This is a genomic window from Pyrinomonas methylaliphatogenes (genome assembly GCF_000820845.2).
GTDB classification, from domain to species: domain Bacteria; phylum Acidobacteriota; class Blastocatellia; order Pyrinomonadales; family Pyrinomonadaceae; genus Pyrinomonas; species Pyrinomonas methylaliphatogenes.
In genome coordinates this window covers 40,868-67,546 of record NZ_CBXV010000002.1, presented here as the reverse complement: position 1 = coordinate 67,546, position 26,679 = coordinate 40,868, and the positions used below count along the sequence as shown (strand labels likewise).

17 protein-coding genes and 1 pseudogene are annotated in these 26,679 nt (G+C 59.3%); 7 read left to right on the top strand and 11 right to left on the bottom strand.

What is annotated here, in order from left to right; all coding sequences use genetic code 11:
• Positions 1-4: 4 nt before the first annotated feature.
• The 3 genes from PYK22_RS01920 to PYK22_RS01910 all read right to left on the bottom strand — a co-directional run bounded on the left by PYK22_RS01920 (position 5) and on the right by PYK22_RS01910 (position 2,939).
• Positions 5-787, bottom strand: a complete 783-nt coding sequence (locus PYK22_RS01920; protein ID WP_041973839.1) for a class I SAM-dependent methyltransferase — start codon at positions 785-787, stop codon at positions 5-7.
• Between the two features lie 30 nt (positions 788-817).
• On the bottom strand, positions 818-1,945 hold the full coding sequence (gene mqnE, locus PYK22_RS01915) for an aminofutalosine synthase MqnE (protein ID WP_041973836.1): 1,128 nt from the start codon (positions 1,943-1,945) through the stop codon (positions 818-820).
• A gap of 112 nt (positions 1,946-2,057) precedes the next feature.
• Entirely contained in the window at positions 2,058-2,939 is an 882-nt protein-coding gene (locus PYK22_RS01910; protein ID WP_211197586.1) for a UbiA-like polyprenyltransferase, read from the bottom strand.
• A 477-nt stretch (positions 2,940-3,416) separates the two neighbouring features.
• On the opposite strand from PYK22_RS01910, the gene PYK22_RS01905 reads away from it, so the two are divergent.
• From PYK22_RS01905 to PYK22_RS01885, 5 genes are all read left to right on the top strand, one after another.
• The gene (locus PYK22_RS01905; protein ID WP_041973833.1) at positions 3,417-4,592 is read left to right on the top strand and encodes a tetratricopeptide repeat protein; all 1,176 of its coding nucleotides are present in this window, start codon (positions 3,417-3,419) and stop codon (positions 4,590-4,592) included.
• A 92-nt stretch (positions 4,593-4,684) separates the two neighbouring features.
• Positions 4,685-7,069, top strand: a complete 2,385-nt coding sequence (locus PYK22_RS01900) for a TIM-barrel domain-containing protein (RefSeq protein ID WP_041973831.1) — start codon at positions 4,685-4,687, stop codon at positions 7,067-7,069.
• 40 nt (positions 7,070-7,109) lie between these two features.
• On the top strand, positions 7,110-8,804 hold the full coding sequence (locus PYK22_RS01895) for a CRTAC1 family protein (protein ID WP_060635226.1): 1,695 nt from the start codon (positions 7,110-7,112) through the stop codon (positions 8,802-8,804).
• 46 nt (positions 8,805-8,850) lie between these two features.
• The gene (locus PYK22_RS01890) at positions 8,851-10,107 is read left to right on the top strand and encodes a tetratricopeptide repeat protein (RefSeq protein ID WP_083437523.1); all 1,257 of its coding nucleotides are present in this window, start codon (positions 8,851-8,853) and stop codon (positions 10,105-10,107) included.
• A 51-nt stretch (positions 10,108-10,158) separates the two neighbouring features.
• On the top strand, positions 10,159-11,343 hold the full coding sequence (locus PYK22_RS01885; protein ID WP_060635225.1) for a multiheme c-type cytochrome: 1,185 nt from the start codon (positions 10,159-10,161) through the stop codon (positions 11,341-11,343).
• A 79-nt stretch (positions 11,344-11,422) separates the two neighbouring features.
• On the opposite strand, the gene PYK22_RS01880 is transcribed toward PYK22_RS01885, so the two are convergent.
• From PYK22_RS01880 to PYK22_RS01870, 3 genes and pseudogenes are all read right to left on the bottom strand, one after another.
• Positions 11,423-13,636, bottom strand: coding sequence for a VWA domain-containing protein (locus PYK22_RS01880; protein WP_041973826.1), 2,214 nt, complete (start codon positions 13,634-13,636; stop codon positions 11,423-11,425).
• A 113-nt stretch (positions 13,637-13,749) separates the two neighbouring features.
• Positions 13,750-15,273, bottom strand: a complete 1,524-nt coding sequence (gene xylB, locus PYK22_RS01875; RefSeq protein ID WP_041973823.1) for a xylulokinase — start codon at positions 15,271-15,273, stop codon at positions 13,750-13,752.
• A gap of 59 nt (positions 15,274-15,332) precedes the next feature.
• Positions 15,333-16,142: pseudogene (locus PYK22_RS01870) on the bottom strand (glycoside hydrolase family 16 protein); the annotation flags it as partial.
• A gap of 298 nt (positions 16,143-16,440) precedes the next feature.
• On the opposite strand from PYK22_RS01870, the gene xylA reads away from it, so the two are divergent.
• Positions 16,441-17,601 (top strand): xylose isomerase, encoded by a 1,161-nt coding sequence (gene xylA, locus PYK22_RS01865; protein WP_041973822.1) that lies wholly within the window; start codon positions 16,441-16,443, stop codon positions 17,599-17,601.
• Between the two features lie 237 nt (positions 17,602-17,838).
• Here the strand turns inward: xylA and PYK22_RS01860 are convergent, their stop codons facing one another.
• Positions 17,839-18,516: a cupin domain-containing protein gene (locus PYK22_RS01860; protein WP_157770619.1), complete on the bottom strand. Its 678-nt coding sequence runs from the start codon at positions 18,514-18,516 to the stop codon at positions 17,839-17,841.
• A 235-nt stretch (positions 18,517-18,751) separates the two neighbouring features.
• On the bottom strand, positions 18,752-22,324 hold the full coding sequence (locus tag PYK22_RS01855; protein ID WP_041973818.1) for a TonB-dependent receptor: 3,573 nt from the start codon (positions 22,322-22,324) through the stop codon (positions 18,752-18,754).
• Positions 22,325-22,829: 505 nt separating this feature from the next.
• Between PYK22_RS01855 and PYK22_RS01850 the strand changes: the two genes are divergently transcribed.
• A complete protein-coding gene (locus PYK22_RS01850; RefSeq protein ID WP_041973815.1) occupies positions 22,830-23,270 on the top strand; it encodes a DoxX family protein in 441 nt (146 codons plus the stop codon).
• A 185-nt stretch (positions 23,271-23,455) separates the two neighbouring features.
• Here PYK22_RS01850 and PYK22_RS01845 read toward each other — a convergent pair whose 3' ends face one another.
• The 3 genes from PYK22_RS01845 to ribA all read right to left on the bottom strand — a co-directional run bounded on the left by PYK22_RS01845 (position 23,456) and on the right by ribA (position 26,617).
• Positions 23,456-24,250 carry a glycosyltransferase family 2 protein gene (locus tag PYK22_RS01845; RefSeq protein WP_157770618.1) on the bottom strand — a complete coding sequence of 265 codons (795 nt, stop codon included), beginning with the start codon at positions 24,248-24,250 and terminating at the stop codon, positions 23,456-23,458.
• Between the two features lie 176 nt (positions 24,251-24,426).
• Complete coding sequence (locus PYK22_RS01840) at positions 24,427-26,004, bottom strand: FAD-dependent oxidoreductase (RefSeq protein WP_041973813.1); 1,578 nt, start codon at positions 26,002-26,004, stop codon at positions 24,427-24,429.
• Complete coding sequence (ribA, locus tag PYK22_RS01835; RefSeq protein ID WP_041973811.1) at positions 25,967-26,617, bottom strand: GTP cyclohydrolase II; 651 nt, start codon at positions 26,615-26,617, stop codon at positions 25,967-25,969. The genes PYK22_RS01840 and ribA overlap by 38 nt, the downstream gene beginning before the upstream one ends.
• Positions 26,618-26,679: the final 62 nt, after the last annotated feature.

Here is a 26,679-nt window from a genome sequence, read left to right as displayed (position 1 = left end):
AAGCTCAATTCCGAATGCGCCCGTAATAGACCTTTGTGTCATACTCCAGCGTGACCGTCCCGCCCGTCTCATGTTCTGAGAAGATGCGCTTGAGTTCGGCGATCATTTCGGCAAATCGCGGATCGCCTTCGAGCGGGACGTAGGATGCGGATAAAAATCTTCCCTTGAGTTCCTCGGCATTGAGCGTTTGAAAATTCTCGAAGGTTGCGACGCGATATTCGGCGTCGAAGAAGCGGCGCAGATCCTCTTCGTCGATATTCTCCGCCGCGACCTTTTCGTAGTCCGTGCCGAAGCGCCGGAGCAGGACGTCGTAGGCGCGAAGGAAAGGGGTGCGCTCGCGCCGCCTATGGTTCCAAACGATTACGATCCAACCCGCTGGGCGCAGGATGCGCGCGAATTCTGCTTTCGCGCGGTCGCGGTCGAACCAGTGAAAGGCTTGTCCTGCGGTGACGAAATCTACGCTGCGCGCTGACAAGCCGGTGTTCTCGGCTACACCCGCGATGCTTCTGAAATTCGGATAGGAGCGCAGGAGCTTCTCGGCCATCGCGCGCATCTCGCTGTTCGGCTCGACGCCGTAGACGACGTTGCCCCGATGCAAGAACATCTCGGACAAAATTCCTGTGCCCGATCCGATATCGGCGACCGCAGCGGCAGAGGTCCATCCCGTCTCCATCGCCAATAGATCGAGCAACGCTTCGGGATATCCGGGGCGGTATCTCGCGTAATTCTCCGCGCGACGCGAGAAGCGCGCGGCTGTCGGCAACTGATCCAACTGATCGTTGAACATCGCGGCTTTCGTAATGGCTGTTCGGAAGCTTCAGACGGTCTCTAGTTCAAGCGCCTTCGGTTCGCGCGCGACGGGGCGATAGAGCGTATCGCGCTCGACGGCTTCGAAGCCGGCCTCTTCGATGAGCGCGACGATCTCGCGCTTGGTCATCTTCACTTCATGGTTCGCTTCGACCGAATAGGCTTCCGTCAGTTCGCTCCCTTCGGTGATCGTCCCGTCGAGATCGTTTGCGCCATAATGGAGCGCGACTTGCGCCAGGCGCTTGCCGAGCATCACCCAGTAGGCTTTGATGTGCGGAAAATTGTCGAGCATCAGGCGCGAGACGGCGATCGTCTTCAGCGAGTCTATCCCAGACGGCCCCGGCAGATGCGCAAGCTGCGTCCCTTGCGGGTTGAAGGCGAGCGGGATGAAACATTGGAACCCGCCCGAGCGGTCCTGTTGTTCGCGCAAGCGCACGAGGTGGTCCACACGATCCTCGTGCGATTCGATGTGACCGTAGAGCATGGTCGCGTTGGTTTTGATGCCGTAGGAATGGACTTTGCCCGCCAGCTCTAACCAACGGTCGGCATCGCACTTGTGCGCGCACAGCAGCGAGCGCACGGGTTCGCGGAAGATCTCCGCGCCGCCTCCCGGGCACGAGTCCATCCCCGCTTCCTTCAACCGTCCGATCACCTCTTCGTCGGACATTTTGTAGAAGCGCGCGAAATGGTCGAGTTCGACCATCGTGAAGGCTTTCAAGTGAAGTTGCGGATAGGCGCGCTTAATCGCCGACAGCAGGTCCGTGAAGTATGAGAAAGGAAGCTTCGTGTTCAAACCGCCGACGATGTGCAGTTCGGTTGCCCCTTCGCGCACGGCTTCGCCCGCGATGCGCACGGCTTCTTCGATGTTGTGCGTGTAGGCATCGGCGGCGCGCGGCTTGCGATAGAAGCTACAGAACTTGCAATCGACGTAGCAGACGTTGGTCGGATTGAAGTGGCGATTGACGTTGAAGTAGGTGCGTCGCCCGTGCAGCTTGCGTCGAACGCGATCGGCCAGTTTGCCGAGCGCCGTCAGATCATCCGTGGCAAATAGCGCCAGCCCATCTTCGAACGACAACCTTTCGCCGACTTCGACCTTCTCCGCGATGCGATTTAAATTCGGATCGTGTGAAAATTCCATAGCCCTTCTCGTTAACGGGTTTCTCGCCCCTCTGCGACCGCATCGGCGCTTCGATCTCGATCCGCAGAGGTTTTAGCGATCACTTGAAATCCTTTTGCGCCAGCGGTTGACCTCATCGGTTCAGGTGCCCGAGGAGCGCCGCTCCGCCGAAAGTGACGAACAGTATGACGCTGACGAAAGCGTTGGTCGTGAAAAATGCCGTGTTCAAGCGGCTCAGATCGTCGGCGCGCACCAAGCGGTGTTGGTAAACGAGAAGCGCGCCCGTCGCGATGACGCCCACGAGCGCAAGCGCGCCCAGTCGCGTCGCCGCGTAAAGCGCCAGAAGCGCCGCGAACGCCCCGCCATGCAATGCGCGCGCAATCCAGAGCGCGCGCGCGATCCCCAACCGCGCCGGGATCGAAAAGAGCCCCGCGCGACGGTCGAAATCGTAGTCCTGACAAGCGTAGAGGATATCGAACCCGGCTGTCCATAGGAGCACGATGAGCGAAAGGAGCAGCGGCACGCGACTGTCGAGCGCGCCACGCACGGCGATCCAAGCGCCGGTCGGCGCGATCGACAGGCACCAACCGAGCACGAGATGAGAGAGCGACGTAAAGCGCTTCGTGTACGAATAAAAGAGCACGCTCGCGAGCGCCAGGGGCGCAAGCAGCAGCGTCAAACGGTTGAGCATCGCCGCCGCCAGCAGGAAGAGCGCGGCAGAAGCGATCGTAAAGGCGCGCGCGAAACGGAGCGAGACGCGCCCGGTCGGCAATTCGCGCATGCGCGTGCGCGGATTCTGCGCATCGAACTCGCGATCGACGATGCGATTGAAGGCCATCGCGCAAGAGCGCGCTCCGACCATCGCCAGCGTGATCCAGACGATTTGCCGTGCGGTGGGCCAGCCATTAGCTGCCAGCACGGCCCCCAAGAAAGCGAACGGCAACGCGAAGAGCGTATGCTCGATTTTGATCATCGAGAGCGTCGTCCGCAGGTTGTTGGCTAAAGAGATCATCATCGAGAAACTCGGGTCCGATCCGAAGCGATTATTTTCGCCGATCGGAACGCCAAAAGCAAAGTTCAACTTCGCCCATGGCCGATTTGATAGCGAACCCTTCGATCCTCAGATACGTGGAGTTGACGTCATCCGTGATCTTATCCGCGTCGCCAATTGCCTTCGATCCTCAGATACGTGGAGTTGACGCCACCGGATCGATGCCCGGATCGCGGCTATCCCTTCGATCCACAGATACGTGGAGTTGACTTCGGTCATAACGCGAGTCTCAAGGCGCGATGCCTTCGATCCACAGATGCGTGGAGTTGACGCGCGCGCAGTCGCCGAACGTGAGCTTCGATCACCAGATGCGCGGAGTTGACGACGAGCTTTGGCGCGGCAGGTTTTCGGTGTTATACTTTGCTCGATTATCGAAGAAAGTCTCCGCTTCGCATTCTTTAAGGACTTCTGCGGCCCGTCGGGGCCGCCCGAAGAGCGCGGATGATCGCAGCCTTTTTGCTCATCTCGATCGCGATCGTCGCCCCTCAGCAGGGAGGCGAGATCGCGCGGCAGGTTGAAAACGACATCGCGCGCGGAGTCGAATTGCAGCAGAAGGGCGATCTGGAGGGCGCGCGGGCCGCTTATGAGAACGCCTTACGACTCGCGCCGCGGCGCGTCGAAGCGTTATCCAATCTTGGCGTCGTCTATGCGCGGCTTGGGCGTTACGATCAAGCGATCAAGCTTTACAAGGAGGCTTTGACGGTTGCGCCGACGCAGCACGCCGTCCGTTTGAACCTCGGGATCGCGTACTTTCAGACGGAGCAGTTCGATCTCGCTCGCCAAGAATTGGCGCAAGTGGTGGCCGTGCAGCCGAACAACTACCAAGCGCGATTGCTTCTCGGTTTGTGCTTGTACCAGCTCGATAAACTGCCGGATGCGATCCGCGAATTGGAGGCGGTCTATCGCGCGCAGCCAGATAATCTCGGCGCGGCATATGCGCTCGCTCACGCCTATTTGAGCGCCAACCAGCTCGAGCCGGCTGCCGTCTTGGTTGACAAGGTCTTCCGGCAATTGGATTCGGCTGAAGCGCATCTGATCATCGGCGCGTTGCACCTTGCCGCCAAAGAGTTCCCGCAAGCCATCGCCGAACTTTCCGAAGCAAAGAAGCTCAATCCGCGCCTGCCGACCCTGCATTCGCAACTCGGCAATGCGTACCTTTTCTCCGGCAATCGCGAACAAGCGATCAAGGAATATCTCGCCGAGCTCGAGGTGAATCCGCGCGACTTCAATGCGAATGCGCGTCTCGGCTGGTTATACCGCGAGGATGGGCGGCTGGATGAGGCGGCGACCTATCTGCAGAAGGCTTTGGCGTTGCGCCCGGATGACGGCAGCGTCCTCTATCAAATGGCCCAACTGGCGCAGGCTAAAGGCGAGATCGAAGAGGCCGTCAGGTTGCTGGAGCGCGTGGTGGAGAAGATGCCGAAGTTCACCGCGGCGCATGTCATGCTCGCGCGCTTGTATTACCGGCTCAAACGCACGGCGGATGCTGAACGGGAGCGCGCGATCATCGAACAGCTCAACGCGGAGCAGCAGAGGAACCAACCGACGCCCGAGCAAGTCGCGCCTCAGACGAAGGCTGCCGAAAAAGGGAAGGGGCCGGCATCCGATCGCTTCTGATTGGGTCAACTCTTCTGGGCGCGCTTGAATTCGTGGACTGGCTTTGAACGTTCACTCGATCTTTATCCGAGGAGGAAAATAGGTCTAGCGCAATGACTGTTCGTCGCTTGAAGATCGCGCGCGCGATCCTCATCTCTCTTTTGCTATTGATGCTTCGTGATCGTTCGATGGCTCAAGTGCTCGGCGATGTGGTCGATATAAGCGAAGACTTCCGCAAGTTGGAGAACGTCTATTTCATCGCGGATCGCGTCATCGGTTTTGATCCGGCGACGGGGAGGGGCACGCTCGAATGGACCAGATACATGCGACAGCCGAGCATGTCGTTCAATAAGATAGACCTGCCATTTGTGCGGGTTCGGTCGAACGAGTTTCCCGCAACCGAATATGACCAAGATCCGGCCCTTCCGTTCGCCATCACTTTCGTCAGTCCGCGCACCATAAGGTTGCGTTTTGCGACGCGCGCCGTCGAGATCAAAGATGAACCGTCGTTGATGCTCGTCTCCGTTCCGCCGCACGACGGCTCGTGGAAGATCGAGCAGACGGCGCAAGGCGTGACCTATACGAGTCCATATGGGCGTGTGCGGCTCATCAAGGATCCTTGGCGAATAGAGTTCTATGACCGAAACGGTCGCCTTCTGACGCGCACGCAAGGGCTCAACGATCCAGCGACCTTTTCGACTCCGACGCCGTTTTCGTTCGTCCGGCGCGCGCGCGATCTTACACACAGCGTCGCCGCCAGTTTCGAGCTTGCGCCCGACGAGAAGATCTTCGGTTGCGGCGAATCCTTCACGCGGCTGAACAAACGCGGGCAGAAGATCGTGCTCTACACGCGCGACGCGATGGGCGCGCAATCGCAACTCATGTACAAGCCCATCCCTTTCTTCCTGAGCAGTCGTGGTTACGGCATCTTCGTCCATACGAGCACGCCTGTCACATTCGACTTCGGCCAATCGTTCGATCAGCGCGCGACCCTGTATGTTGGCGATGAGTTTCTCGATCTGTTCATCTTCCTCGGCGATCCGAAAGAGATCCTCACGGAATACACGGCGTTGACGGGGCGCAGCCCGGTTCCGCCGCTTTGGTCGTTCGGCTTTTGGATGAGCCGGATCACGTACAAGTCCGAGGATGAGGTGCGCGATGTGGCGGCGAAGCTGCGCCAGTATCGCATCCCGAGCGATGTCATACACCTCGACACGGGGTGGTTCGAGACCGACTGGCGAAGCGATTACCGCTTTTCGAAGACGCGCTTTCGCGATCCAATGAAGATGATCGCCGATCTCAAACGACAAGGGTTTCACATCAGTCTCTGGCAATACCCGTATTTTACGAGCAAGAACGACCTTTATCGCGAAGCGGTGGCGAAGGGTTACGCGGTCAGGAGCGAAAACGGGCGATTGCCCGCGGAGGATGCGGTGATAGATTTCAGCAATCCGGAGGCGGTGCGTTGGTATCAGAGCTTGATCGCCGATCTATTAAAGATGGGCGTCGGCGCGATCAAGGTCGATTTCGGCGAGGAAGCGCCGCTGCGTGGCCTCTATGCCTCGGGCCGCACCGGGTTTTACGAGCACAACCTCTATCCTTTGCGTTACAACAAGGCGGTCGCCGAACTGACACGGCAGATCACGGGCGAAGCGATCATCTGGGCCAGAAGCGCTTGGGCCGGAAGCCAACGCTATCCTGTGCATTGGGGCGGCGATGCCGAAAACACCTATTCGGCGATGGCCGCGACATTGCGCGCCGGTCTATCGTTGGGATTGTGCGGGTTCACCTACTGGAGCCACGATGTCGGCGGGTTCGTCGAACGCGCCCCGCGCGAACTCTACCGGCGATGGCTGGCTTTCGGCGTCCTTTCGTCGCACACGCGCGCGCATGGCGCGCCGCCGCGCGAGCCTTGGGCTTATGACGAAGCGTTTGTCGAAGATTTTCGCCGCACCGTCGAACTCAAATACGCGCTCATGCCGTACATCTATGCGCAGGCGAAAGACTCTTCGGCACATGGATTCCCCATGCTGCGCACGCTCTTCTTCGAATACCCGGACGATCCGACTTCGTGGTTGATCGAGGACGAATACATGTTCGGTTCGGATCTTCTGGTCGCGCCGCTCTTTGAGGAGAGCGACGCGCGGCAAGTGTATCTGCCGCCCGGGACGTGGATCGACTATCAAACGGGCAAAGTCTATCGCGGCGGACAGTGGCACCGCATCGCGGCAGGGCCGATCCCCATCGTGCTGCTCGTCAAAGATCACGCGGCGATCCCGCATGCCAAAGTCGCCCAGAGCACGATGGAGATCGATTGGAGCGCGATCGAGCTTCGCGCCTTCAGCAGCGATGGGAAAGGTGTCGCGGGGTTGGTCACTCTTCCCGGCGAAGATGTGAAGAGGGTAGAATTGGAGCCGAGCGCCAATGGCTTCATGTTGCATGTTGATCCCTTCAAAGGCAAGGTTCGCTGGTCAATCAAGGGCTTCGAGGCTCGTTAGTTAAGCGGATTCTCTGCGCGACTTGAGAGGGTGATTTCTGATGTTGCGAGCTCTAGCATTTCTTTTACAGATCGCTTTGATCGGCGTCACATCGTTCGGTTGGCAGAACAACCAAACGAATGGGCGCGCAGAGGCGACGGCGCGCGTCACCTTCGAAGAGGTGCCGCCGCAAAAGAGCGGGATCACGTGGGTGCATGACAATGCCCGTTCGCCCGAACGCTACCTGCCCGAAACGGTCGGCGGCGGCGGCATCTTCTTCGATTACGATAACGACGGTTGGATGGACATCTTTCTCGTCAACAGCGGGCCGGCGGACTTCTTCACACCGACAAAGCCGCTCAAGAACGCGCTCTATCACAACAACCATGATGGCACGTTCACGGATGTGACGGACAAAGCGGGCGTGGCGGGCGGCAAATACTTCGGCATGGGCGCTGCCGCGGGCGATTACGATGGCGATGGCTGGATGGACCTGTATGTCACCGCTTACGGGCGCAACACGCTCTATCACAACAACGGCGATGGGACTTTCACGGACGTCACCGACAAAGCAGGCGTCGCCGCTCCGGGATGGTCCACCTGCGCTGTCTGGTTCGATTACGACAATGACGGGAAGCTCGATCTTTTCGTCTCGAGCTTCGTCTATTACACGAAGGAATTAAGCTGTGGCGACAACCGCTTGGGGCGCCGCTACTACTGCATCCCGCGCGTCTTCAAACCGCGCCCCAGCCACCTTTTCCATAACAACGGCGATGGGACCTTTACGGATGTGAGCCGCGAATCGGGGATCGCTAGCGCGCTCGGCAAATCCTTCGGCGTCGTCGCCACCGACATCAACAACGATGGGTGGATGGATCTATTCGTCGCCAACGACACGGTGGCGAACTTCTTGTTCTTGAACAAGGGCAACGGCAAGTTCGAAGAGATCGGTTTAGCGGCGGGCGTCGCTTACAGCGAGGCGGGTACGCCGCGTTCCGGGATGGGCGTTGACGCCGCTGATTACGATGAGGATGGTTGGCAGGATCTGTTCGTCGCCAACATAGATCAAGAGCTTTTCAGCCTCTACCACAATCAAAAGGATCTGACGTTCACCGACGAGCCGGGCGAGATTTCGCAAGCGGTGCGCCTTTTGAGCGGATGGGGATTGAAGTTCTTCGATTACGATAACGATGGCGACATAGATCTGATCTTGGCCAATGGACACCCAGATGACATGGTGGAGTTGCTGACTCCGGTTGTAAAATACAGAGAGCCGTTGTTGATGTTCGAGAACGTCGGTGGGATATTCAAGAACGTCAGCGCGCAGTCGGGCGAGGCCTTCAAGCGCGATTATCCGGCGCGCGGGCTATCGGTCGGCGATTACGACAACGACGGTTATCTGGACGTGCTCATCGTCAACAATGGGGAGGCGCCGTTGCTTTTGCACAACCGCGGCGAAAGCAAGAACAACTGGCTCGGGTTGCAACTGGTCGGGACGAAGAGCAACGTGATGGGGATCGGCGCGATCATCACGTGGCAAGCGGGCGGGGCGAAACACAGCCGTTTGAAGACGAATGGCGGCAGTTACTTGGCTTCGCACGATCCGCGCGAGGTCCTCGGCCTCGGCAAGGCGACCAAAGTCGATAGCCTCGAGATACGCTGGCCGAGCGGCAGAGTCGAAAAATTCACGGATTTACCCATCAACACCTACATCAAGGTAGTTGAAGGGCAGGGGATCGCGAAATATAGCAAGTAGCGTGAGGCGTAGGTTGGGTTATAGGTCGTTCGAGGGCGGATGACGAATGGCAGGGCGTAGCTGTCCGGTATCGTGCGTGTTGGTCCGGGCGACGGGGGTTAGTTGCCTCGCCGTTCTGCTTTGCTGTTTGCTCGCTGTCCAGGATGTTGCCGGGCAAAAGCGGCGGAGCGCGCGGCAAGGGGCGGGAGCCTCTTCGCAGGAGTTCGCCCGGCTCGCTGCGCAAGCGGCGGAGGCGCGCGAAGCTGGGCGGATCGATGAGGCGATCGAGTTTTATCAGAAGGCGGTACGTTTGCGCCCGCGTTGGGACGAAGGTTGGTGGTATCTGGCCACTCTGCTCTACGATCGTGATCGTTATGCGGAAGCGGCGCGTGCCTTCGAACGCGCCGCGGCGCTGCATCCTCAGGCTGGCATCGCGTGGGCGATGCTCGGGCTGTGCGAATTTCAACTGAGACAGTACGATGCGGCTTTCGCGCACATTCAGCGCGGGCGCGAATTGGGATTGGTCCAGAATGAAGAGTTGCTGCGCGTCTTGAAATATCACGAGGCTTTGCTCTTTCTCCTGAAGGGCGATTTCGAGACCGCTTTGCAACGGCTCGATGTCTTGGCCAATCAGGGCCTCAACACGGAAGAATTGATCATGGCTTTGGGGCTCGCCTTGCTGCGCATCCCCATTTTGCCCTCGCAACTAGATCCTACTTCGCGCGACCGAGAGTTGATCCGCCGCCTCGGTTGGGCTGAGCTGCAGGCGGCGCAGAAGAACTTCACCGATGCGCAGCGCGAGTACGAAAGGATCGCAGCCGAGTACGCGAAGACGCCGAACGTGCAATATGCCTATGGTCGCTATCTGGTTTCACGCCGCGACGATGATAAAGCGCTTGCCGCTTTCAAGCGCGAGATAGAGAACTCGCCGCAGAATGGGCTCGCTCGCTTGCAGATCGCTTATATTAAACTCAAGAACAGGGAACCGGCCGAGGGAATCCCTTTCGCCGAAGAGGCCGTCAGACTCAATCCGCGCGATCCGCTGGCCCATTACATCCTTGGGCGTCTGCTGTTCGATCTGGGACAAACGGCGCGCGCCATCGAATCTCTGGAGACAGCGCGCACGCTTGCTCCGCAGGAACCGAAGATCTATTTCGCGCTGGCGCGAGCCTACGCGCGAGCCAATAGAAGGGCGGATGCTGAGCAGGCGCGCGAGATGTTCTTGAAATTGAACAAGGCGGTCGAAGAGGCCGAAAACAGGGGATTGAAGCGGGCCGATGCCATACAGGAGGAGCCAGAGAAAGCGCCGGAAAGATCGCAGTAATCCTTATCGTCGGCAATCTTCGTCGCGGAGGAAGATCTAGAGCGCAGTGACATGTTGGCTACTGGTAAGATCCAATTAGGCGTCGCGTCGATCTTCACTCTGGGGGCCATCTTGTGGTTCGGCCAAGGGCTGTTATCGCGCGGTCAGGGGCCAGCGATGCAAGGGCCGCCTCCGGCGACGACGCTCCCGTGGCGCTCCAACAAGCCTTTCAAGGAAGCCGGATACGTTGGCGGCGAAGCGTGCGCCGAGTGCCACGTGCGGGAATTCAAGTCCTATCACGATGCTGCGATGGCGCGCGCGCTACAGACCGCTGCCGATAGTCTCATCTTGAAATCCCATGCCCGTTTGACCTTCCGCGTTGGCCCGTATTCGTATGAGATCATCCGCGACGGAGATCGTAGCATCTATTCCGTAAGCGACGGAAAGAGGAGCATCGCTGTGCCCATCCTCTACTCGTTCGGACAGGGTAAGGCCGGGCAGACTTACGTCCTCGAGTACAAAGGGGCTTTCTACGAAAGCCGCGTCAGCTACTATCGCGCGCTCGACGGCTTGGATTTCACCATCGGCTACCCGCGCACGGTGCCTTCCTCCCTGGAAGAGGCTTTGGGGCGGGCTATCAGTCTGGATGAAACGCTCAGTTGCTTCGGTTGTCATGCGACGGCCTCCTCTTTCGGCAAGCGCTTGCAACTCGAGCAGATGATCCCGGGCGTCAGTTGCGAGGCTTGTCACGGCCCGGGGCGCGATCACATCGCCGCCATGGAGGCCGGGCGCGAAGAGACGCGCATCTTCAATCCCGGCAAGATGAGTCCGGACGAGTTGTCGCAGGAGTTCTGCGGATCATGCCATCGCAGCGTCGAGCAAGTTCTGAACATGCCGCAGCAAGGCGGAATCAACAACGTCCGTTTCCAACCTTACAGGCTCTTCACCAGTCGCGGTCATGACCCGACGGACCCGCGCCTTAGTTGCGTCGCTTGTCACAATCCGCACGAACATCTGAGAGAAGATGTCGCCTATTACGATGCCAAATGCTTGGCCTGTCATCAAACGAAGGTTGAACTCGGCCCCGCTGCGAGGAAGGTGGCGTTGGCCAAAGATCGAACGGCGAAAGCGTGCCCCATCAGCGATCGAAATTGCGTGACGTGTCACATGCCGAAAGTGGATCTGCCGGGCGCGCATTTGAAATTCACCGATCATCGTATCCGCATCGCGCGGCCCGGCGAACCATACCCGAATTGATGCCTGATCGACCTGCGCTTCGGGCGCGGTGCCCCCTTAACTGAAAATGATAAGGCGCGCGCGTGGCGCTTGTTCCCGTTCATTGAACTATGAAACTTTCGGCGCGCGTCGCCTTCGTCGCGCCATCCGTAACCGTCACCCTCAGCTCATACTCTCCGGCTTGGAGCTTTTCGATCGGCAAAGCGCTCGCGTATTGAATGCGACCCGCCGCATCGGGCGCGGGAAGATCGATCGCGGTCCGACCGAGCGCACGACCTCGTTGCAGGATCTCCAGGATCAGTTTCGGCGTCGCGCGCGTGCCCTGCGGCGCATAGGCGGTCACGAAGAAGGCGAGCTGTTTAGTTGTCGCTTTCGAGAGCGGTTCGCCGAGGTTCGGATAGACGAGCACTTCGCCGAAATGGAACGGATTGGCGCGCTTCTGCTCTTCCGCGCTCAATCGTTCGGCGCGCTTGAGGATGGCGAGGCTGCTCAAACGAAGTTGGTTGGGCCCAGCGCTGGGAACTTCGACATCTCTGCTCTCGACGCTCGCGCGACCCGTCAACGCATCGTAAGCGGCGACGCTGATGGTGTAACGGCCTGGCGGCAGTTCGGCTTCGCGGTAGAAGAGTATCTCGCCGCGCTTGGCCTCTTCGAGTTTGTCGAGTGGCCCGGTGAGCACGTACTGATTGCTGAGCTTGCGCACGACGCGCAACGACTCATCCTTGATGAGCGCGACGATCACGAAATCGGTCCGGTAGATCTTCTTCTCTAGGTCAGAGGCGTAGGTGATGGCGTTATTGGGAACCTCGACGAGGACCGAGACCAGACCCGGATGATCGGGTTCGGGGAAGCTGAAACCGCCGACGTGAAGCGGAAAAGCGTTCGTGCGGTGCATGCCGCTCAAGGCGGCGAGCGCCGGCGCCTCATAAGCGAGCACCGGCGAAGCGATCGCCGCATTGATCGCGTAGTAGCCCTTGCGCGTCTGGACTTCCAACCCGGGGCGATTCAGCTTCACGGTGATTTGGCGGAAGCGCCCATCGTAGTTCTGATTCTTCGGCGTGTAAGTCAGGACGTAGTAGGTGTGCAGGTCTTGATCTATCTGGCGCAGGCGCGTGTTAAGATCGTTGGTGTTGCCGATAAGTAACCCGCCAGTCGCTTCGGCAAGTTCGCCGAGCCCGCTGTGCGGGTCGAGACGGAGCACATCTTCGTTGCGTTCCAGCAAGAGGGTCATCGGTCTTCCCGATGTGTCTTCGCGCCCGGTCGAGACTTGATTGATTCTGCGCAGACCTAGAGATTGGATCTCGCGCTGCGTCTCCGCCGTTGTGCTTTCGGCCCGCAAACCCGCCGCATCGACCGTGTAGATGCTGACGTTGGCGCGGTTGGCGTTGCTGATGACGGAGCGGAATTCGGCCAATACGTTCGGCGGGATGGCGACGCCTTCGGAGAAGAAGAGGATCGCTTTGCGGCCCGTTATGCGTCCGAGCGCGTTGACGACCGAAAGCAGCGCGTTCGTCGTCGCGAACCCTTGCTGATCGCGTTCGAGTCGCTCGAAGGTATCGAGGATGCGGATCATCATCGCCGTCATCATCTGCTCGGCTAGGCTCGCGCCGTTGACGCTATTAGCGCTCGTGCTGCCGCCCGGTCCGGCGTTGCTGGTGGCGGCGGAGATACTCGCTTCGGCGTTCGCTTCGAGCGAAGTTTGTTGCTGAAGCAAACTCCTCATCTGCGAAGCGCTCGAAGCGTAGGTCGAGGTGCTCCGCTCGGTGATCGCGTTGATCGCTTGGCGGGCTAGTTGCGCGTCGCGCGTAAACGGTTGAAGCACGTGAAGCGTTTGATCGATGGCGAAGACGCCGATGTAATCGCTCGTCTCTCTCTGATTGCCAAGATAGCTGAGCGCCGCTTTGCTTGCGCGAATGCGCGCATCCGGCGAAAGACGATCGAAGACGATCGCCACGGCGCTCAGCCCCGCTGGTCCAAGCCCCAACGGCGATGGGCGCGCCGATGGCGCCGAAGGTCTCTCTCCTCGCGCGGTCATCTCACCGCTCTCATCAGCCGAGCGCGTGACGATGCGAAACGATTTCACCTCTTGGCGCACGCCGTCTTCGTAGATCTCGAAGTCGGACGCAGAGAGATCTTTCACCGGGCGCCCCTTCTTGTCCTTGACGACGATGTCGAGCGCGACCTCAGCGGTGGTCGTGACGATCCGTTCCTCCTCCTGATCCTGCGGCGCAGCCTTCTGCGGCTCTTGCGCGAAGTGCGGAAGCGAGGGGGCGAAGAGTGCGACGAAAAGGAGAGCGATGAGCGGTCTTCTCATGGCGGATCTTGGAACCTCCAGATTTCGGAAGTTGGAGTGGTGGAACGGGCCGCGAATCCCGGTGGCTCTGGCGAAAAGCTGCAACGCGACCCATCCGCCCGTTCGCAGTTAGTTTAATCCTTTTGCTTTCCGGTGAGAAGGCTTACGACCGAGCGCAGCGCCGGATAGAGGGCGCGGAAGGCGGCATATTGCCGATCCATCACTTGGGCCGTTTGCTCATCCGGCGAAGTGCGCGACGCGACGCGCACCACGGCCTTGCAGGCGGCATCGACCGAAGGCCAAGCGCCGACGCCGACGCCGGCCAAAATCGCTGCGCCATAGGCTGCTCCCTCTTCCGCTTCCACCGTTTCGACCTCGTAACCGTAAATGTCGGCCTGAATCTGACGCCACAGTTGAGAGCGCGCGCCGCCGCCGCCCAGTCTGACCCGTTCGACCGGCACGCGCATCTCGCGGAAGATCTCGAACGTGTCGCGCAAAGAGAAGGCCACACCTTCGAGGATCGCGCGGATGATATGCGCGCGCGTGTGATTGGCGGCGAGGCCGACGAGCGCCGCGCGCGCGTGCGGGTCCAAGTGCGGCGTGCGTTCGCCCATCAGATATGGCGCCCAGAGGACGCCATCGGCTCCGGGCGGAGCTTGCGCCGCTTCTTCGGTCAATCGTTCGTATGGATCGCGCCCGTCATCTGGTCCGGCACCGAAACGGTCGCGGAACCAGCGCAGACTCAAACCGGCGCCCTGTGTTACGCCCATCACATGCCAGCGTCCGGGAATCGCGTGGCAGAAGGTGTGCACGCGCCCTTTAGGATCGAGCGCGGGCCGGTCGGTTGCCGCAAAGACGACGCCCGAGGTTCCGATCGTCGCGCTCACCGTGCCCGCTTCGACTATGCCGATGCCGACGGCGCCTGCGGCTTGATCGCCCGCTCCGGCGACGACCGGCGTCCCCTCGCGCAAGCCCGTCGCCGCCGCGCCCGCCGCCGAGATCTGGCCGGTCACTTCGGGCGATTCGAAGACGCGCGGCAGCAGCGTTTCGGGGATCTCAAAAGCGGCGAGCATCTCGCTGGACCAGCGCCGGTTCTTCACGTCGAAGAGGAGCGTTCCGGATGAATCGGCGACATCGCTGGCACGTTCGCCCGTCAATCTGAAACGGACAAAATCTTTCGGCAGTAAGATGGAGCGCACGCGCCGCCACTGGTCCGGTTCCACCTCACGCACCCAGAGCAGTTTGGGAAGCGTGAAGCCCGTCAGAGCCGGATTGCAGACGAGTTCGATCAGCCGTTCGGCGCCTATTCTTTGCGTGATCGCTCGACATTGCGCATCGGTCCGCTGATCGCACCAGATGAGCGCCGGACGGATCACTTCGCCGCGTTCGTCAAGGAGGACGGAGCCGTGCATCTGGCCCGAGAAACCGACGCTGGCGATCCTGTCGGCGCTCACGCCTTTCGCGAGCACAGCGCGCACGGCCTGCTGTGTGGCACGCCACCAGTCTTCCGGATGCTGTTCAGCCCAACCCGTCTGTGGCGAGGCGAAAGGCTCGTGTTCTGCGGTCGCGGCGGCGACGACGCGACCCGTTTCGTCTATGGCGACGGCGCGTGTGCCGCCGGTCCCAACGTCTATGCCGAGAAAGAGCTTTTCTCCCATCTCTCTTTGCCCTCGAAGATGCGGGATTTCGACTTCGGAAAATCGGATCAATGCTTATAGACGCGCACGTAATCGACCAGCATCGTTTGCGGAAACTGCGTCGATTCGTCAGGCGCGCCGGGCCAACTGCCACCTATGGCGACGTTCAGGATAATGAAGAAAGGATGATCGTAGACCCAACGCGCGCCGGGCGGAAGATCGGCGGGCGTGCGCGTCTCATAGAGAACATCGTCCACGTACCAACGAATGGCGTTCGGCTCCCACTCGATCGCGAATACGTGAAAATCATCGGCGAAACGCCGTCCGCCGGGCAAGCTATAAGGCGCGCCGATCCCCTTCGCGCCTGAATATCCCGGCCCATGAATCGTCCCATGCACCGTGGAGGGCTCGCGCCCGATGTTCTCCATGATGTCGATCTCGCCGCAAGCGGGCCAGCCGACGCGATCTATGTCCGCGCCGAGCATCCAGAAAGCGGGCCAGATGCCTTGCCCCCGAGGCAGCTTGATGCGCGCTTCGATGCGGCCGTAGAGCGCAGCGTACCTGTTCTTTGTCGTCAAGCGCGCCGAAACGTATTCGCATGGTCCATACCAGCATTTGAACTGCGGCGGCAATCGTCTCTTATCGGCCTTGATGACGAGATGTCCTTCTCCGTCGAGATAGGCCGTTTCTGGTCCAGCGAGGTAGTACTCGAGCTCTTTGTTCCCCCAACCGTGACCGCCGACCTCGGCGGTCCAGTTCTTCGCGTCGGGCGGAGCGTTGCGGCGACCGTTGAACTCATCTTCCCAAACGAGCTTCCATCCCTGTCCGTGCGCTCCAGCGAACAGGAGGCAGACGATGGCGATAACAGCTAGCGAGCGGGCAAGCCTCATCATCTCCTCACGGCGAGTCGGACGACTTCCGAAGCGGACGTATTCTAGCAGAATAATCCTTTAGGATGGCATAAAAAGTGCTTTGGTTGGGAGGATAAGTCAGCGCCTTGGCTCTGTGATAGTGCGCATCGCGTCTGACTATGCTTGTGACCGAAGGTGAGTTCGGCGTTTCGGCTGACCTGTTGGCTGATGTGGTGCGCATTGCGCTTGACTATGCTTGTGACCGAAGATTAATCTCGCGTCTTCACAGGATCTAGGGGCACTAAAATCCTAATGAAAGATTGTGAGGTTAAGGCTTATGACGGATAAATACACGCCGCGTCCTGAGCATCGCTTCAGTTTCGGTCTATGGACCGTCGGCAATCGTGGGCGCGATCCCTTCGGGGCAGAGGTGCGCCCCACGCTTTCGCCGGTCGAGATCGTTCGCCTGCTCGCCGAAGTCGGCGCGTGGGGCGTCAACTTCCACGACAACGACCTTGTGCCGATCGATGCGACGCCGCAGGAGCGCGACCGCATCGTGCGCGAGTTCCGGCAAGCGTGCGAGGATCACGGCATCGTCGTGCCGATGGCGACGGTCAACCTCTTCTTCGATCCGGTCTTCCGCGATGGCGCCTTTACGTCGAACGACGCGCGCGTGCGTGCCTATGCGCTGCAGAAGACGATGCGCGCGATGGATCTCGGCGCGGAGTTGGGCGCGAAGATCTTCGTCCTGTGGGGCGGGCGCGAAGGGACGGAGACCGACGGTTGTCGGCGTCCCGATGAGGCGATCAAACGTTTGCGCGACGCGGTCAATTTCCTGTGCGAATACTCCTTGGATCAGGGATACGATTATAAGTTCGCGCTCGAAGCGAAGCCGAATGAGCCGCGCGCCGACATCTACTTCCCGACGACCGGGGCCTATCTCGCCTTCATCGAAACGCTCGATCATCCGGAGATGGTCGGCGTCAATCCCGAGGTCGCACACGAGACGATGGCTGGTTTGAACTTCATGCACGCGGTCGCTCAGGCGTGGGAGGCGGGCAAACTCTTCCACATAGATCTGAACGATCAATTGCCCGGTCGCTATGACCAAGACTTCCGGTTCGGTTCGGCCAACCCGAAGGCGGCCTTCTGGCTCGTCAAATTCCTTGAAGATGTCGGCTATGCTGGACCACGCCACTTTGACGCGCACGCCTACCGCACGGAGGATTACGAGGGCGTCAAGGACTTCGCGCGCGGCTGCATGCGCACCTACTTGATCTTGAAGGAGAAGGCCGAAAGGTGGAACGCCGATCCGGAGATTCAAGCTCTGCTCGCTGAAATCAAGGAAACCGACGGAGAAGCGTTCGGCAAATTCTCCAAAGAGACAGCGTCAGCTCTGCTCGCGCGCCAGTTCGATCGCGCGGCGCTCGCAAGCAAGGGATTGAAATACGAACGGCTCGATCAACTGACGATGGAGATACTGCTTGGCGTTCGTTAGGGCCGAAATCGCCAAGCGCTTCGCGGCGGTGATGGCTTACCGAAGTTTCCGGCGAATTCGATTTTAAAATCCTTCCGGTGAAGGAGCGGGATAAGTTCTCATCCCGCTCCTCGCTCGTTTTAGTGAAATCGCCGACGATCGGTAGCTGAGGAGATCAAGGTAAGGCGCTTCGGCAGAGACATCCGATTGGGTTTCAGCTGGCCGCAACTCTTTAAGACCGTGTTTGCGCTGGGACCATCACGCGCCGTCTCCCCAAGCGAGAAAGATTAACACCAACGGTCTCTTCTTGCTGTTCCACACATAGTGCTCTGAGTTGGGCGGGATGTAATACGCCTCGCCTCCCTTGACCTTGATCGTCTTCCCCCCGATCCTTGCGAACCCTTCTCCCGAAATGAAGATGAAAGCTTGGGGAAACGGATTGACGTCGCCGGGGCCGTTGAGCCGCTCGCCCTTCTTGATCATGTACCAAGCGCTTCTGAGGCCGGGATGGTAGTACAGCGGGACGGCGTGAGCGCCGTGGACGACCCTCGAATGCCTTTCGCCAAACAGGACTTTCTCCGGGGATGTCCTGTTGAAGAAATGCTGGAGGAAGTCGAACAACTTGATCCGAGTCGCGTGATCGAACGCGACGCCCGGACCGAATTCGAGTTTGAGCGGCGTTGGATCGGAACTCTTCGCTTGTGCGGCGGCTGTGAGGGCGGTCATCTCGCCGCGGTAGATTTTGCGCAGCGTAGATTCAGTGGTCGTGAAGATGAATTGCGCTGGTCCATTCGAGTCCTGACTGACGGTCACCTTCCGGTTAGGTTCGACGATCACGTACCAGATCTCCGCAGTCGGCTGGATGTTGATCTGAACCTTCATCGAAGTTCGATCATCGACCTTTTGCCGGTAATTTTCAGCCATTTCCGTGAGCATCTGAACCACGCTCTGCTGGACAGATCGCTGCGCGTTGGCTGTGAGCGACAAGAGAAGAACGGTAATTACAGCACGGACGATTCTCACCTGAAATGTTGCTCCTTTCCGTTCGAGGTCTCAAATCGCGGAAAGAGCAATACGCCGTGAGGGGCCGCCTAGTTCCTCGCAATTTGAGGGGGGCGAGAGGAGGAGGAGTCCTTTCCCCTTCCTCTCGCTGCTTGGCTGGGAATTGCGATCAGAAGATAAGGCGCATGCCCAATTGAATTATGCGACGGGCATAAGTGAACTCGCCTCTTTCATTGAAGGTCGAGCCGGCGAAATCAACGAACAGGCCATTGCCCGGCGGTATAGAATCTCCGCTAGCCGTTCCCGCGCCCGGATTTGGATGGTTGAGGGCGTTGAACATCTCCAGCCTGAGCTGAAGTTTGATGTTCTCCGGGATGGCGAAGGTCTTGAAGATCGAAAGGTTCAGTTGATTCAGGATCGGTCCGCGGAGCGAATTCCGCGGCTCGGTACCAAACGGGGTGCCGAAGCGCATCGCCGCGCCGGGACCGTTGATGATAAAGCGCACATCGTTGATGCTGACCGGAACGGCGCCCCGGCCTTGGTTGAAGGCATTGAGCGAGTAGAAGCCGGTCGGACTCGGGACGTAACCGTTCGTCAATCCGCGCAACGCCGCATCGATGTCCGTGATCGCTGCGGAGCGGGGATCGGCTTTGGGGTTCCCCGTGAATGGCCGCACGTTGTCCCAATTGCCGAAGAAAGTGAGGTTGAACGTGTTATCGACGTAGCTTCGCGTTCCGAGCAGGGAGTTAAGCTGTTGTGAAGCTGTGAAGGGGCGCCCGCTGCCAAGGAAGTAGGTGCCACTGATCTGCCAGCCGCCCAGGGTTTGACCGATGAACCCACGCTGCTCTCTGAAGAAAGGAAGTTCCCAGATGTAAGAGAGCGAGAGCGCATGCCGGCGATCGAAACCAGAGATGCTCTTCTCAAGCTTATTGAGATCGAAAGGATTTTGCGAAGTCGCCTGTTCACCGAAGGCGAAGATCTCGCTCGCGTTATCCAACGCCTTGCTCCAGGTGTAACTCACCGTGAGGTTCAGTTGATTGAACAGGCGCCCATTGTAGTAGGTTTGCAGCGAGTGGTAAGTTGATTGGGCTGTGTTCTCGCGCGAGCGGAGCAATCCTTGTTGGAGGATGCGACCGTTACAGACGCCCTCGTTATCTGGCGTATTCGGGTTGTCCGTGCAAGTGAGCGGCGTGATCCCCTGTGGGATGAACTGTCGGAAGGCGGGGAAGTTGAAAGTCGTGTTGCCTATGGTGACGCTGAAACCGTTATAGAGACGGCTGATGTCCGGATTGCGGTTGACGGTTTGGAAGAGCCCGACTCCGCGCGTGCCGACGTAGCGAATCTCGAAGGCGTTGTTGCGGTCGATCTGACGCTGAATCCCGAGCGAGAACTGCTGCGAGTAAGGTGAATGGAAGTTCGAGGCGACGATCGTCTGCGTGAAGAAGCGTGGATCGAAAGTGTTCCTCTGAACCAAACCGCGCGACTGTGCGAAGTTGCGCACGACGTCGCCCGTCGGATTGGCCGATGGGAGCGGAAAGATCGGCGATCCTGCCGGGTTGGTGATCGTTTGCAGAAAGACCACGGGCGAAGCGGTCGAAATGTTGAGCATGATGTTGTAGAAGCTCGGATCGTAAGCTATGCCGTATCCGCCGCGGATGACGGTCGCCTCCTCTCCGACCAACTTATGCAGGAGGCCGCTTCCAAAGCGTGGCGTCCAAGCGAAACCAAAACGCGGCGCCCAATTGTTCTTATCGCGCGGTATGAACGGGATGGTGCGCACAGTCAACGGCAGGCTCTGCCGCCAGATGGCTTGGTTCGGATCGCTTTCGCGCGCGACCGTCAAGTCGTGGAGCGTGTTGATCGGCTGGTCCGGCAACTCATAACGTATGCCGAGATTCAACGTTAAGTTGTCACGCACCTTCCAGTCGTCCTGGAAGAAGAAGTAGTAATCGTTCTCTTTGTAGCTGATCGTGTCAGGCCCGACGGCTACCACGACTTGGGCGGGATTGTTGGCGATGAGCCGGTCCGCCGTGTTGAAGGAGAAGGCGCCATTGATGTTGGGAAGGAAAGGAACGGTGTTGGTCAAGTGGCGTATATCGACGCCGGCCATCAGCGAATGGCGCCCGAAGGTGAACGAGAAGTTGTCGGCGAACTGATATGTGGTCACGATGCGCCCTTGCGGCAAGTTGGTCGCTGGCCCAACGGCAAGAAGGCTTTGTCCTGTGGTCGTGCCGCGAATCCCGGTGAAGGTGATGTTGGTGAAAGCTTTGCCGATGTTCGACGGGTCCGGGATGCACTCCAGAAGGCTTTCGTCGCACCCGCCGCCGAACTTGACGAAGAGGGATTGATAGGCGAAACGGAACTCATTGAAGGAGGTGTTAGAAACCTGCCGAATGTAGCTCGCGCCGAAGTTCTTGCTTTGAGCAGGCTGGTCGCCGAAGAAACCGCCTACCGTGCCGAGCGCGTTGATGCCCGTCCCTTTTTGGAAGAGGTAACGCGCGGAGATCTTATCTTTGTTCGTCAAATTCACGTCTCCGCGGATCGTCGGCAGATTCTCCTCGTAAGGGGATGAGAAGAGTCTTTCAACAGCAGCGGCTTGGAAACTCTGGCCGCCTAGCACCACCGTCTCAATCGGGCGATCAGAACGAGGCCTAACTTCGCCTAGTCGGGTGAGCGCAAACGCGCTGTAGTTGACATAAGCTTGGATCGCCGGATTGTTCGGAAAAGCTTGTAACAGGCGCGGAAACTCCTGTGGCAGGATGGCTAAGCTGGTGGTGCGTAGCTGCGAAAAAGCTTGCGAGAGGATCTTCTGGAAACTGACGAAAAAGAAGGCGCGGTCACGGATGATCGGCCCACCTAACGTTCCGCCTAAAACCGTGTATTTGAGACGGGGCGGATTGAGCTGGCCGCTGCGCCGTTCGATGTTGTTCAAGCTATCGAGGACCGCCCGGTCGCGCCGAAAGACGAAGGCGCTGCCGTGAAATTCGTTCGTCCCGCTCTTGGTGACGTAGTTGACGATCGCCCCTTGGTTGCGTCCGTATTGGGCCGAAAAATTGTTGGTGATGATCTGGAGTTCGCCGACCAGATCGGCATTGTCGATGAAGAACGAGGGGCCGCCGATCGAAAGATCGTTATTGTCCATCCCATCGATGGTGAAGTTATTTGAACGGGCGCGTTGCCCGTTTACCGAAAGGGTGATCCCGTTGCTATTGACGTTGCCAAAACCAGGGAAAACTCCGGGAACTGACAGAGCGACCACGTCAAGCCCTGCTCCGGCAACGTTAACGGGCAGTTCCGCCATCCGGCGCGATTCGATGGTGGTCGACAGTTGCGATTGGTCTCTTTGAAGGAGCACCTCGGCTCCCGCCGTCACCGTCACTGATTCCTGAACCCCGCCGGGTTGCAAGACGACGTCCACAGTCGTGATCTGACCTAGGTTGACGCTCACATCCGTGGTGATCGAACGCTTGAACCCCGGCGATTCAACGATGATGCTGTATCTTCCGGGGATCAAATTCGGGATAGCATAGACGCCCTCACCGGTCGTTGTGGTTCGGTTTTCGACGTTGGTCCCCTGGTTTCTTGCAATGACGCTCGCTCCAGCGACGGCGCTCCCATTCACATCGGTCACCGTCCCACGGATCTCGCCGGTCGTCGTTTGCGCCATCCCAGTTTGGCTGCCGATCAGGATTAGAAAGAGCGCAACGATCGCTGGCGCTAGTCGAAAGTCGAGTTGTCTCATCTTCGGATCTCCCTCCTTAGGTTGTCGCGAACGACTGGAAGAGCACCGATGGGCAAGACGCTATTTAAAAACTCGAAAACTCGCTGGAAGTGGTTGACAGGCTCACAGAATAAAGAAGCAAATATCATTCCACTCGGTTCTGAGCACCGAAGTTGCCGTAAAAACGGCAAATCCAGCTAAATCGCGCGACGGAAGCCGCGTGCGATCTACGAAAATTTGGATGGAGATCCATTTTTTTCGGATAAGATCCCAGGCAAAGTCGAGGCGGATGGCTGATCAGCAGCGGTCTGAAGTCGGTCTTTGTGACGGCGGAGAGGAGCGCCAGCGAATCGACGATTGCAACCCGGTCGGGCATTCCCGAGCGGGCAAGAGCCGACGAAGGGAAGCTTCAACGGATCGGCGATCGCCTGAAGTTGATCTAGCTTCCTTTGCTTGCTAGGATGATCGGCACGAAATTGCAGCTAGTTCGACGTAAGATCCCCTCCGTGGCGAAGGGGGATGGGTTGTGAGGCTCAAGAGGCTGATCGAGACGCAAGCTCCGGCGGCAACAGTGCTCATACGCCTGATGGTTGGCTTGGTTTTCTTGTCCGAAGGGATACAGAAGTTCATCCGGCCAGATGATGTCGGGGCAGGTCGTTTCGCCAAGATCGGTATCCCCGCGCCGGAAGTGATGGCGCCCGTAGTCGGCGCGTTCGAAATCGTCTGCGGGACGCTCGTCATTCTCGGTCTGCTTACACGGCTTGCCGTCATCCCGCTCATCGCCATCATACTGGTGGCGATCGCGACGACGAAAGTGCCGATTCTGCTTCGCTCTGGCTTCTGGCAGATGGCCCACGAAGCGCGCACCGATTACTCGATGTTGCTCGGGCTGATCTTCCTGTTCATCGTCGGCGCGGGGGCGTGGTCATTCGACGCTCGCTTTAGTCACAAGGCGCGCGTGGGATGAGCCGCCGAAGGCTGAAACTTTAGGTTGGGAGCAGGTGATGTCGAGCGCGTTGGCGGGCCGCGCCGTCTTCGAGGGCTTTTCTTATCGTGTGATCCGGTCGAATGTGGGCTCTAGATGGTTGGCGCTGAGTTTCTTCATCTTATTCGCCCGAACCAAGCTTTCGCCCACTTTACAAGGTCTCTTCACTACCTATTTGATTTCATCGCTTCGAGCGTATCGGCTACTTCCCAGAAGGTTTTAGGCTCAATCTCGCCTGCGCCGTATCTTTGCTGAAGCAGACGGGCGGCGCGAGCGCGTTCCGGCCTGACGACGCGCGACATGTTGTCGTTGCGCAAGCGGATCACGGCGGTCGCGCCGGCGACCCGCTCTATGCGATATCGGTTCGCCACGCGCAGCAGGAAGTCCCAATCCTCATAGCACCAGCGCATCGCCTCATCAAATCCGCCGACCGCATCGAAGCATTCGCGCCGGTGCATCATCGCCGAAGGCGCGATGAAACTGTCGTGCCGCATGATCTCGATGTCGAAATCATGCGCCAAGATGCGATGGGCCACTGTGTGAAGACCTTCTTCCGCGAACTTCTGGCGCAAAAGAAGAGCATCTGCGTAAACCAACCCGACATCGCTTCGAGCGTCGAGCCGCGCAGCCAGCCTCGCCAGATGCGAAGGGAGAAGAAGATCGTCGTCGTCCAAATAGGCGATGTATGAGCCGCGAGCGCGTTCAACGCCGCGATTGCGCGCGGCAGGGAGTCCTTGATTGCGTGCCAATTGAATGTACGTGATGTCGAGCGCGCCCGTAAATTCATCGATCACGCTCTGCACGTCCTCGCCAGCGTCGTTGACGACGATCACTTCAAAACGCACGCCGCGTTGTTTGACCAGACTCTGCAGCGCTTCACGAAGCAACTGCGGGCGGTTGCGCGTCGGTACGATGACGGAAACTCGCGGGGTGTCCGAAGTGACTTCGCCTCTTTCACTCATCTTTCCGGGTGAGAATCCCGCGCCTTCTCTCATGAGCAAGGCAGAGGAGCGATGCGCCTTTCACTCACCTTTCTGGGTGAGAATTCCGCGCCTTGGTGGCCAACTGATACCCGAGGAGGTCTTGCCCCTTTCACTCATCGTTCAAAGCGCGCGAGTTGACTGACGTGCTGCCCGTCTCACTTCAATCTCGCCAGAAGATCCACCTGCCCGCCGCGAAGCTCTTCGGCGGATGGCATACGCCCGAGCCTCATCAGCTCTTCGATGGCGGCCATTTCGCGATCGCGATTCACGCCCGCGACGGCCAAGGCTCGCCCATCGCGCACGTAAAAAGCGAGAAAATCGCGCCCTTCTATGCTGCCCTGCACGATCACCTCGTCCCACTTCGTCGCATGGCCGACGTAGGTGAGCACCAGATCGAACTGTTGCGTCCAGAAGAACGGCACGCTCGCGTAGATCGCTTCGCGTCCGGCCATGTTGTGCGCGGCGACGCGACCTTGCTGCATCGCCGTGCGCCAATGCTCGATGTGTACGCGTTCGCCAGTGCGCGCGTCGGGGAAGCTTGCGATGTCGCCCGCGGCATAAAGATCTTCGGCGGCGCGAAGCCGATCGTCTACCACGACGCGGCCATCTTTCGTCTTCTCGACGCCTTCGAGAAATTCCGTCGCCGGTTTGACGCCCGCTCCGACGATGACGAGATCGGCTTCGATCCGTTCACCGCTTTCAAGGATGACTGCCTCGACGCGGCGCTGCCCTTCGAAACGCGCAAGCTTCGCTCCGAGTTTGAACCGAACGCCGTTCTCTTCGTGTAGCTTCTGAAAGAGTGCGCCGATCTCTGCGCCAAGCGTATGCTCGAATGGGACGGATTCCGGAGCGACCACGGTTACGGAGAGGCCGCGCGCGGCGAGGCTCGAAGCCGTCTCCATGCCGATGAAGCTGGCGCCGATGACGGCGGCGCGCCGCGCGGTGCCGAGCGAGGCGACGATCCGTTCAGCATCATCGCGGCTGCGGAGCGTGAAGACGTTTCCGAGATCCGCGCCGGGCACTGGGAGCGTGCGCGGTTTGCCCCCGGTGGCGACAAGCAGCGCGTCATAGCGAAGCGACGCCCCATCGCTGAACCTGATGATCTTGTTCGCCGCTTCGACGCGCGCGACCTTCCGGTTCAGTTCGATTTCGATCTCATGCTCGCGGAAGAACTCTTCAGAGCGCAGCGGCAGGGCATCGGCACCAAGATTGCCAGCCAAATAGTCTTTGCTCAGGTTGGGCCGGTCATAGGGCAGATGGCCGTCGTCTGAGATGAGCAGGATGCGGCCTGTGAAACCATCTTCGCGCAAGGTCTGCGCCGCCATGTAACCTGCCGCCCCGCCGCCCAAGATGACGAACAGGCGCGCATCGTTCGGCGCGCGGCGGCTCATCCGCGCCACTCGCCTGTCTCCGGCATCTTCAGACAGCGAGACGATGACGTGGCCCGCCTCGACGCGCACGTCGTAACGAGGAAGCGCATCGAGCGCTGGTGGTTCTTCCATCTCCCCGGTGGTCGCATTGAAGCAGGCATGGTGCCACGGGCAAATAATGCGCTCGCCGCACAACACACCTTCGGCAAGAGGCGCGCCGTAGTGTGTGCAATGCGCGCCCACTGCGTAGAACCGATCGCCGACGCGCGCAAGCAGGACCTCAACGCCATCAACTTCCACTTGGCGCATCTCTCCGTTGCGCAATTCATCGGCACGGGCAACCGTCGCTTCGCGTTTGCTCATAAGTCTCCTTCGTGATCAGGTGGCCCATCAAGGCCCGTTTGGTTCGTAAGTAATTGGAGAAGGATTCGTGTGGTTCTATCGGGAGCGGAACGCGCTCGACGACCTCCAACCCGGCGCGCCGTAGCGCGCGAATCTTCGCCGGATTGTTCGACATAACGCGCACGCGCTTGAAACCTAGATCGAGCAGGACTTCAGCGCATTCGTCATAGCGCCGCCCGTCAACAGGCAAGCCCAGAAGCTTGTTCGCTTCGACCGTGTTGGCCCCCGCGTCCTGCAACGCATAGGCGCGGATCTTGTTCAAGATGCCGACGCCGCGGCCCTCTTGCATCTGATAGACGATCGCGCCGTAATCTTCCGCAGCGATCATGCGCAAAGCTTCGCGCAACTGACGCCCACAATCGCACCGCAAAGAGCCGAGCGCATCGCCCGTCAAACATTGCGAATGGATGCGTACAAGGGCCGGACGTTCGGCAGCGGGCACGCCGCGCACGAGCGCCACGAACTCTTCATTAGAACTGGGCGAATGATAACCGATGAGACGAAACTCGCCAAATTCTGTGGGAAGACGCGCTTCTGCGACGCGCGCTATGGCAGAGACTGAACCTTCACCCATGATGGCCTCCCGACGCTCTTAGGGATAAACCTTTTCGGCAAATAAGTCAAGAGATTTTTTGA